Annotated in this window: 8 protein-coding genes; 4 read left to right on the top strand and 4 right to left on the bottom strand. The window is 46.9% G+C overall.

Annotated features, from left to right (window positions below):
* Positions 1-92: 92 nt before the first annotated feature.
* Both PJF56_RS03710 and PJF56_RS03715 read right to left on the bottom strand, forming a co-directional pair.
* Positions 93-266, bottom strand: coding sequence for a hypothetical protein (locus PJF56_RS03710; RefSeq protein ID WP_283761300.1), 174 nt, complete (start codon positions 264-266; stop codon positions 93-95).
* Positions 267-288: 22 nt separating this feature from the next.
* Positions 289-2,613: a response regulator gene (locus PJF56_RS03715; protein WP_283761301.1), complete on the bottom strand. Its 2,325-nt coding sequence runs from the start codon at positions 2,611-2,613 to the stop codon at positions 289-291.
* A 167-nt stretch (positions 2,614-2,780) separates the two neighbouring features.
* Between PJF56_RS03715 and PJF56_RS03720 the strand changes: the two genes are divergently transcribed.
* The 4 genes from PJF56_RS03720 to PJF56_RS03735 all read left to right on the top strand — a co-directional run bounded on the left by PJF56_RS03720 (position 2,781) and on the right by PJF56_RS03735 (position 7,604).
* The gene (locus tag PJF56_RS03720) at positions 2,781-4,286 is read left to right on the top strand and encodes a UbiD family decarboxylase (protein ID WP_283761302.1); all 1,506 of its coding nucleotides are present in this window, start codon (positions 2,781-2,783) and stop codon (positions 4,284-4,286) included.
* A 213-nt stretch (positions 4,287-4,499) separates the two neighbouring features.
* Complete coding sequence (locus PJF56_RS03725) at positions 4,500-6,446, top strand: mechanosensitive ion channel domain-containing protein (protein WP_283761303.1); 1,947 nt, start codon at positions 4,500-4,502, stop codon at positions 6,444-6,446.
* Positions 6,447-6,615: 169 nt separating this feature from the next.
* Positions 6,616-7,455 (top strand): hypothetical protein, encoded by an 840-nt coding sequence (locus PJF56_RS03730; RefSeq protein ID WP_283761304.1) that lies wholly within the window; start codon positions 6,616-6,618, stop codon positions 7,453-7,455.
* Positions 7,456-7,457: 2 nt separating this feature from the next.
* Positions 7,458-7,604, top strand: a complete 147-nt coding sequence (locus PJF56_RS03735) for a hypothetical protein (protein WP_283761305.1) — start codon at positions 7,458-7,460, stop codon at positions 7,602-7,604.
* Here PJF56_RS03735 and clpP read toward each other — a convergent pair.
* Together clpP and PJF56_RS03745 are read right to left on the bottom strand one after the other, a co-directional pair.
* The gene (clpP, locus tag PJF56_RS03740; RefSeq protein WP_283761306.1) at positions 7,601-8,209 is read right to left on the bottom strand and encodes an ATP-dependent Clp endopeptidase proteolytic subunit ClpP; all 609 of its coding nucleotides are present in this window, start codon (positions 8,207-8,209) and stop codon (positions 7,601-7,603) included. The two genes, PJF56_RS03735 and clpP, sit on opposite strands and share 4 nt — an antisense overlap.
* 72 nt (positions 8,210-8,281) lie before the next feature.
* A partial coding sequence (locus PJF56_RS03745; protein WP_283761307.1) for a hypothetical protein occupies positions 8,282-8,464 on the bottom strand: 183 nt, incomplete at its 5' end.

An 8,464-nucleotide genomic window follows, 5' to 3' on the forward strand; every position in this document is an offset into this window, starting at 1 on the left:
ATGGGTAATGGGTAATGGGTAATGGGCAGAAGGGAAAACCATTTTTTACGCTATGCGTGCCCATTCTTCAGGCTTTTCATGGGACAACACTCTCAAGGAACATTTCGATTACTGTACCTCATAACATCGAAAAACGCTGTATCGGTTAAGGAAGGCAATTTTTCTGACCATTCGGTAAAAAAGTTGCGATTTTTAGCAACTTGCAATCCCAGGGTTTGTTTGAGAGTGCCTAGGGTAATGTCTTGTGCAGAAACAATTTTAGTCATAATGAGTAATAAGCTAGAAACGCTAATGTTCTTCGATTAAATTTAAGATGCCGCGATCGTCAAACTCGTCAGCTAGATCCAGGATGCGATCGCAAAACGCTTGATAGTTGCTATTGAGTTGTCTGAGCAGATTAACTTCGGCTTCAATAGTTTCAAAATCGCCGATCCGAGCTGAATCAATTAACTGTTTTAATTCCGAGCTTTTAGGATAAATTAACTCTTGAGTTTCGGTGTTTTCTCTATGGATAACTTCTTGATAAATCCAAGTTAAATGGAGATATTTTCTAACGTTATCTAATAAAATTTCTACATCTATAGGTTTAGGTAAAAAATCATTACACCCAGCCATCAAGCTCTGGTCTTGATCCTGTGCTAAAACACTGGCAGAAGAAGCAAGAATGACCACATCGGGATCGGGAAAGTTACGAATTTGTCGCGTCAACTCAAACCCATCCATCTCTGGCATCACTAAATCAGTAACAATCAGATCCGGTTGAAACTGGTGATATTGCTCAAGTCCCAACTTGCCATTTTCTGCTTCTGCTAACTGAAATCCGAGTTGTGATAAGACTTCAACAATAATCTTTCGATTGACGACTTTATCATCAACAACTAATATTTTTTTCTGGGTTTCTCGATAACCAATAATTTTCCCGCTTAGGGTTTCTGGGGCTGAGAAAGTCAAATTTTGGACAATAGGCAGATCGACAACAAAGCTAAATTGACTGCCCATACCAAGCTGACTGGTGACTTCAATTTGACTGCCCATCATCTCCACAATCTTGTGAGTAATGGCTAGTCCCAACCCGGTTCCTTGATGCTTGTACGAGTGGAGTCCTACTTGTTCAAAGGGTAAGAAAATTTTCTCTAGTTGTTCTGCACTCATGCCAATTCCGGTATCGCAAATGTCAAAGCGAATCCGTGTTATAGAGCCTTCGGTTCTATCTGTTAAGGGACAGTGAGTGACTGAAAATTTCACTTCTCCTTCATCTGTAAACTTAGTGGCATTTCCTAAAAGATTCAGTAAGACTTGACGTAACCGTTTATCATCCACATAGACACTATCCGGTACATTAGGGTCAGTGATGTATGTTAATGCGAGTTCTTTTTGTTCTGCTTTGATGCGAATGACTTTAACCACCCCACCGATCAAGGAAGGTAAATGGATTTCTGTAGGGAGCAATTCCATTTTGCGAGCTTCAATTTTGGCCAGGTCGAGGATATCATTAATCAGAGTTAAGAGGTGAGAACCGGCTTCTTGAATCACTGTAATTCCCTGATAATGTTGGGGCTTGAGGTCGTCCATACGTTGCAGAATTTGGGCATAACCTAGGATGCCATTGAGGGGAGTACGCAGTTCATGACTCATGTTGGCCAGAAATTCGCTTTTGGCTTGGTTGGCCTTATCGGCGGATTCTTTTGCTGTTTGTAAGTTCTTTTCTGATTGGCGTAAGGCGTTTTCGATTTTGATGCGTTCGTTAATTTCTGCTCGCAGGCGAGCGGGTTCACAGACGAGGACAAAGGCGAAACTGCCGGTCAATGCAGCTACCGCTAAACTGGCTACGTGAAACCAGGGGCGCAAGGGAAAGGGTTGTTGCCATCCTTGTTGGGGAATGGCTGCCAGTTGCCAGGAGCCGTTGGGTAAGGTGACGTTTAAGGTTACGGGTTCCTGCTCAAATAGGTCTGGGTTACCGAAAAAGACTTCTCCGGTTGCACCGAGACCATCTTTTCCGCGTAAGGCATAGTGCAAGGGGGAAGGCTCTAAGAGTCCAGCGTCTTCTAATAAGCGTTGTTCGCCGATAACGACAAAGGTGAGACCTAAAAATTCACCACTATTGGGTTCCCCATCGGTGGGAGTGAGGAAAACGGGTGTGCGACTGATAAAGGCAACGCCTCCTTGTACTAGGTTAACCGGGCCGGCTACCAAGGTTTGGCGAGTTTCGATCGCCTTTTTCACCATGGCTCGTTGTTCTGGAATGGTCATTAGATCTGTTCCAATGACGGATTCATTGCCTTCTAGGGGATAGTAATAACTGACAATTGTGCCTTTACTGAAGGCGACGGTATGAATGCCCTCTTTTTGAGAGACGAGGACTCTGGCGATCGCTGTAAAATCGGCTTGGGTTAAATTTGGGTGCGTGGAAGCATAGGCTGCTAATCCTTCGGCTACGGATAGACGCTGATTGATCGCTCCTTCTAGGGTGGCGCGAATGGTGCTGAGTTGATCGAGAACTTGGCGATACCGTTGTTCTTCAAAGCGAGCTTGTACGGCCCGATCGCAAATTCCTGTTAAGGCAAGGATAACAGCAGCAGAGGCGATCGCCGCACCACAAGGTAGAAGCTTCATGGTTCAATACAATCCTTTTACGGTTCAAATCACTGATGGTTCTAGGCTTTCGAGTCTGCCTCTATGATAGGCATGAATTAACTTTAGGATAGGGCCGCGATCGCGATTTCTGGACTTCATGACCCCATTTCCCTACATAATAAAGAGGTAACTATTTGACTCAACCCATGGCTAGAGACTTACGCGGATTTATCAACCTACTCGAAGAGCGCGGACAACTGCGACGAATCAAAGCCTCTGTCGATCCCGATTTAGAAATTGCCGAAATTTCCAACCGAATGCTACAAGCGGGAGGCCCTGGGTTACTGTTTGAAAATGTTCAAGGATCGCCCTTTCCCATTGCTATTAATTTAATGGGAACTGTTGAGCGCATTTGTTGGGCGATGAATATGGACAATCCCTTAGAATTAGAAGCCCTAGGGAAAAAGTTGGGCATGTTGCAACAACCCAAGCCGCCGAAAAAGATTTCGCAAGCGATTGATTTTGGTAAAGTTTTGTTTGATGTGGTCAAAGCTAAACCAGGACGCGATTTTTTTCCCAGTTGTCAACAGGTGACGATTCCAGAAGAGGACTTAGACTTAAATACCCTGCCTTTGATTCGTCCCTATTCCGGAGATGCGGGAAAAATCATTACCTTGGGATTGGTCATTACTAAGGATTGTGAAACGGGAATTCCTAATGTAGGAGTCTATCGTTTACAACTGCAATCGGCTAAAACCATGACCGTGCATTGGTTGTCGGTGCGGGGAGGAGCGCGTCATCTGCGAAAAGCAGCAGAACAGGGTAAAAAGCTGGAAGTGGCGATCGCCCTCGGCGTTGATCCCCTCATCATCATGGCGGCTGCCACCCCCATCCCCGTAGACCTTTCCGAATGGTTATTTGCCGGACTTTACGGAGGTTCTGGCGTTGCCCTAGCTAAATGTAAAACCGTAGACCTGGAAGTTCCCGCAGACTCAGAATTTGTCCTTGAAGGAACCATTACCCCCGGTGAAGTCCTGCCAGATGGCCCCTTTGGCGACCATATGGGCTATTATGGCGGCGTGGAAGACTCCCCCCTGATTCGCTTCCAATGTATCACCCATCGGAAAGATCCCGTATATTTAACCACGTTTAGCGGCCGTCCCCCCAAGGAAGAAGCGATGATGGCGATCGCCCTTAACCGCATTTACACCCCCATCCTGCGGCAACAAGTCTCGGAAATCGTCGATTTCTTCCTCCCCATGGAAGCCTTAAGTTACAAAGCCGCCATTATTTCCATCGACAAAGCCTATCCCGGCCAAGCCAAACGCGCAGCCCTCGCCTTTTGGAGTGCCCTCCCCCAATTTACCTACACCAAATTCGTCATTGTTGTCGATAAAGACATTAATATTCGCGACCCTCGGCAAGTGGTTTGGGCAATTTCCTCCAAAGTAGACCCCTCGCGAGATGTATTTATTCTTCCCGAAACCCCCTTTGATACCCTGGATTTTGCCAGTGAAAAAATCGGTTTAGGGGGCAGAATGGGGGTTGATGCCACTACTAAAATATACCCTGAAACCACCCATGAATGGGGGGCAGTTCTGGAATCCGATCCAGAAGTAGCTGCTAAAGTTAACCAGCGCTGGCAAGAGTACGGACTAGGCGATCTTACCTTGGGAGAAGTTGACCCCAATGTGTTTGGTTACGAAATGTAATGAAATCTTAATATTTGCTCTCCCGTTTTTTTTCTTCCGCCACTTAAAATTCAAATTAGCTAACAAGAACGTGAGTGTGGGACTGGATATTTTGGGAAGAGTGACGTGACTTAACCTATCCATCCTGACAAATCGAAATTTGTCGTCTAAACTATCTCTACAGCCTTAAAGTCTTCATATACTTTCAAGACCTAGGAGAAGGAGATTAGAACTATGTCCAAGCCCAAGCGTCGCCTACGGCAGCTCGTCCTAGCTGCCATGGTTTGCACCCTGGCCAGTTGGGGTGATGTTGTCCCCAGGCCTCTGCGTTCTGCCGCCGTTGCCCAAGAAGCAGCCACGGAAACGGCTTCTGCCCCAGAAACCAGAACCACCAAAAATCCAGAGATTCCGGTGGATGAACTCAAGCTCTTAGTTAAACCCCTAACCCTAGCTGAGTTAGAAGTAGAAGCTCAAGCTTGGCAGGGTTTGCTGCAAGCCAAAGTGCGGCAAATCTCCAATCAAGAAATTGCCATTAAGCGCAAGAACCGCAAGATTCAAGAAACAGAACAAGCGGTACGAAAACTCGAAGAAGCAGAGAAAACCCTAGAGGAAGCCAAACAAGCGGAAATTGAAGAAGGGGCTGGCTCTACCGCCGTCATTGAGAAAACAGAAGCGGCTGAAGAATCCTTGAGACAGGCTCAGGAGTCTGTAGATGCCGCATCTCAAGCAGAGAGGGAGATTGAAGAGGATGAGGAATTAAAATCGACGGTTGAATCCAGTTTGGACGGCGATCCAGAGGCAGAAGAAGAACCCGATCCTCTGCTCGAAAATGACCTCAATGCTGAAGAGGCAGAAGCGGTACAAGCAGATTTTGAAGAAGCCGCTTCTTTACTCGAAGGCGAAGTCGCAGGAGAACCCCAAGATGGAGCAGAAATTGATGAAGTCACTGGCGCTCCTGTAGGAGAAGGAGAAACGGATACTGAGGAGACTGCTGCAACGGGTGATGGCATTGCTGAGAAAGACGAGAAGATTGGGAACCTTGAGCAAGTAGAAGCTCGACTGGAAGAATCAGCAGAAGCAGAAACGGATGTGAAGCAGGAGTTGCTGATTACAGTTACTGAGCTGCAAACTGAGCAAACGGCTCTAGCAGAACGATTTAAGGTGATTCTAGATGCTATCGATCTGCGTGGCGGTGATACAGAATCCTATCGTCAATATATCACTGCTGTTAGTAGTATCGAAGTTGATGTGACAGATACTCAGGGGTTAATGGTTCGGCTCCTAGCTTGGGCACGGTCTGAAGAAGGGGGTTTGCGCTGGGCGATCAACATGGGGATCTTTGTCGGTATTGTCTCTGCTTCTGCGATAGTGTCTTGGTTTGGTGGAAATGCCCTCGATTCATTGTTCCTGAAAACTTCATTTGCGTCTGAGTTAATGGAGGGCTTTCTCGTCAAGACCTTCCGCCGAGGAACTATAGTCATGGGAGTTCTGCTCGGATTAACTGCCCTAGGAGTAAGCCTCGGGCCTCTCCTGGCTCTTATTGGGGGTGCAAGTTTCGTCCTCGCCTTCGCCCTACAAAGCAACCTGGGTAACCTAGCCAGTGGCTTGATGCTGATGTTCTATAAACCCTTTGATGTGGGTGATGAAGTTAAGGTGGCTGGCATGTGGGTTTCGGTAGACTCCATTAGCTTGGCAAACACCACCTTCAAAAGCTTTAATGGCGAACTGGTGAGTGTACCCAACAATACGGTTTGGAATAGCGAAATCCATAACCTCACCCATGATACTTACCGCAAAATTAAGCACACTATCCGCTTGAATGTGAATGAGGATCTCCGTCGTGTCAAAGAGCTGTTGACTGAAGTCATGAAATCCCATCCCAAGGTCGTGCAAGATAAATATATTGGGACGTATATCTATTGGTATCAAGAAGATCATATTCCCATTGGTGCCGTTTGCTGGGTAACCAAGGAAGATTACTGGACGGTTTGGGAAGAGACCTTAATCATGATTCAGGAACGGCTCAAGCAAGAAGGGATTAGTGTGGCGATTCCCACTGCGGTGGAAATTGACTATGAGTTTTACCAGAATGGTGAATCTAAGATGCCTTCATCTCTGGGTGAATCTAAGATGCCTTCATCTCTCCCTGGTTCGACACCGAGTTTTGCTAAGAATAGCTAAGGCTTGATGAGGTAAGGTAAGTTGTAGTCGTCTTGTAGTAGGGTGGGCAATGCCCACCCTACTGCACCTTTGAGAACATTTTTGTAGAGGCTAATTGGTGATGCCTGATGAAAATGGTAAGTTATAATTATACCAGATATTCGTCTATTTTGCACAGAATTAACGACTCATGCTTGATCCAACTTCATCTTCATCTTTGTGGACTCAATTTCGGGCTGCTTATCCGACTGCGAGCCTGATTTCTGAGCTACTTCAGATTCACGAGCAACAGTATGTTGTCCGGGTGCAGATCGAATGCGGTAACTTAGTCCTAGCGACTGGACTATCAGCCGATCGCCACATCGAAAAAGCTGAAGATCGAGCCAGAGAACGGGCGATCGCCCTGTTACAACTCCCTTCTCCCCAACCGAGTCCTGCACCTGTGTCTGTGCAACCCACCCCAGTTGAACCCCCAGTTGAACCCACTCCTGTACAACCGACTCCACTTCCTCAACCGAGTCCCCCCAAACCTGCACCTCCCCAACCCGAAGCCAAAGCGCCAGCACCCGAACCCGAAACTTGGTCATCTCTCCCCCCCATAGAAGACGATCCAGAAGATTCTGCCGATGAATCCCTACCCCCTCCACCGGCTCCTAAAGCTGAACCTTTACCGGAACCGGAAGAAGAATTTGATTTTTCTGACATTAGCCTCAAGATCGACACGGAACTTGGTCTGATTGGATGGAACAGTAAACGGGAAAGTGACTATCTCAAACGCATCTATGGCAAAAACAAACGCCTGGTTTTGAGCGACCAAGAAATGAAGGAGTTTCTAGAATATTTGCAAACCTACGCCCAAACTAGCGTAGAAATGAAAAACCTCGGTTGGAGCGATCAAAAGGGAAAAGACTATCTGAAGAGCAAATATCCAGAAAGTCAGGGTTCCCGCTTAATGCTTAACTGTAGTCAAATCAAAGAATTTCTCCAGCACCTGCAACAAACGCCTCCTTCTGGTGACGAGTTCTTTTAGAGATGGTGGGGGATGGGGGGATGGGGGAATGGGGAGATGGGGAGATGGGGGGATCGCCGATTACCGATTACCGATTACCGATTACCGATTACCGATTACCGATTACCCATTACCCATCACCCATTACCCATCACCCATTACCCAATTAATTAACCACGCTGATGGGTTGACTCGCGGAGGGACGGCGATCGATCACTTGATCGATTAATCCGTAGTCCACAGACTCCTGGGCTGACATAAAGAAATCGCGCTCCGTGTCTTCCTGAATGCGTTCTAAAGGTTGACCGGTATGATTGGCCAATAACTCATTCAACCGTTGTTTATGGTAGAGAATTTCCTTGGCTTGGATTTCAATGTCGGCTGCTTGACCTTGCGCTCCTCCGAGGGGTTGGTGAATCATAATCCGAGAATGGGGTAAGCTCATGCGCTTGCCTTTCATCCCTGCACTGAGGAGAAAAGCACCCATGCTGGCGGCCAAGCCTACGCAAATGGTAGAGACATCGGGCCGGATTTGGTTCATGGTGTCAAAAATTCCCATTCCTGCCGTGACCGATCCACCCGGTGAGTTAATGTAGAGATAGATATCTTTCTCTGGATCTTCGGCATCCAAAAACAAGAGCTGGGCTACCACCAAGTTAGCGACATCTGCATCGATCGCCTGTCCGAGAAATACTATTCTTTCCCGCAACAGTCGGGAATAGATATCAAAGGCTCGTTCACCACGTCCAGATTGTTCAATGACGGTCGGAATCATCGTGTTCTACCTACTTTTCGTAAAGTTTTATTAATTCTTACACTTTTCTTTCCACAAGAACAGTGGTGAAGATCACACTTCCCGGCTGTCCTGTGTGCTGACGTAGCTATTTTCACAATTGAGTTTTAGAAGCTCAGAACTGGCGAGGCATTCCAAGGTAAGAACTTTAACGCTTGCCGATAACGTAGTGCGCGAAGCACTTAACCGGGTCAGCATACCTAAATTAATGAGGCAGTGAGCCGCCGTCTCTTTAGA

The organism is Roseofilum halophilum BLCC-M91, from assembly GCF_030068445.1.
In the GTDB taxonomy this organism is placed as follows: Bacteria; Cyanobacteriota; Cyanobacteriia; order Cyanobacteriales; family Desertifilaceae; genus Roseofilum; species Roseofilum halophilum.

Bases quoted from the DNA above. Each gene is read 5' to 3' on its own strand.
- PJF56_RS03710 (WP_283761300.1), bottom strand. From the start codon at position 266: ATGACTAAAATTGTTTCTGCACAAGACATTACCCTAGGCACTCTCAAA.
- PJF56_RS03720 (WP_283761302.1), top strand. From the start codon at position 2,781: ATGGCTAGAGACTTACGCGGATTTATCAACCTACTCGAAGAGCGCGGA.
- PJF56_RS03735 (WP_283761305.1), top strand. From the start codon at position 7,458: ATGGTGGGGGATGGGGGGATGGGGGAATGGGGAGATGGGGAGATGGGG.
- clpP (WP_283761306.1), bottom strand. From the start codon at position 8,209: ATGATTCCGACCGTCATTGAACAATCTGGACGTGGTGAACGAGCCTTT.
- PJF56_RS03730 (WP_283761304.1), top strand. From the start codon at position 6,616: ATGCTTGATCCAACTTCATCTTCATCTTTGTGGACTCAATTTCGGGCT.
- PJF56_RS03715 (WP_283761301.1), bottom strand. From the start codon at position 2,613: ATGAAGCTTCTACCTTGTGGTGCGGCGATCGCCTCTGCTGCTGTTATC.
- PJF56_RS03725 (WP_283761303.1), top strand. From the start codon at position 4,500: ATGTCCAAGCCCAAGCGTCGCCTACGGCAGCTCGTCCTAGCTGCCATG.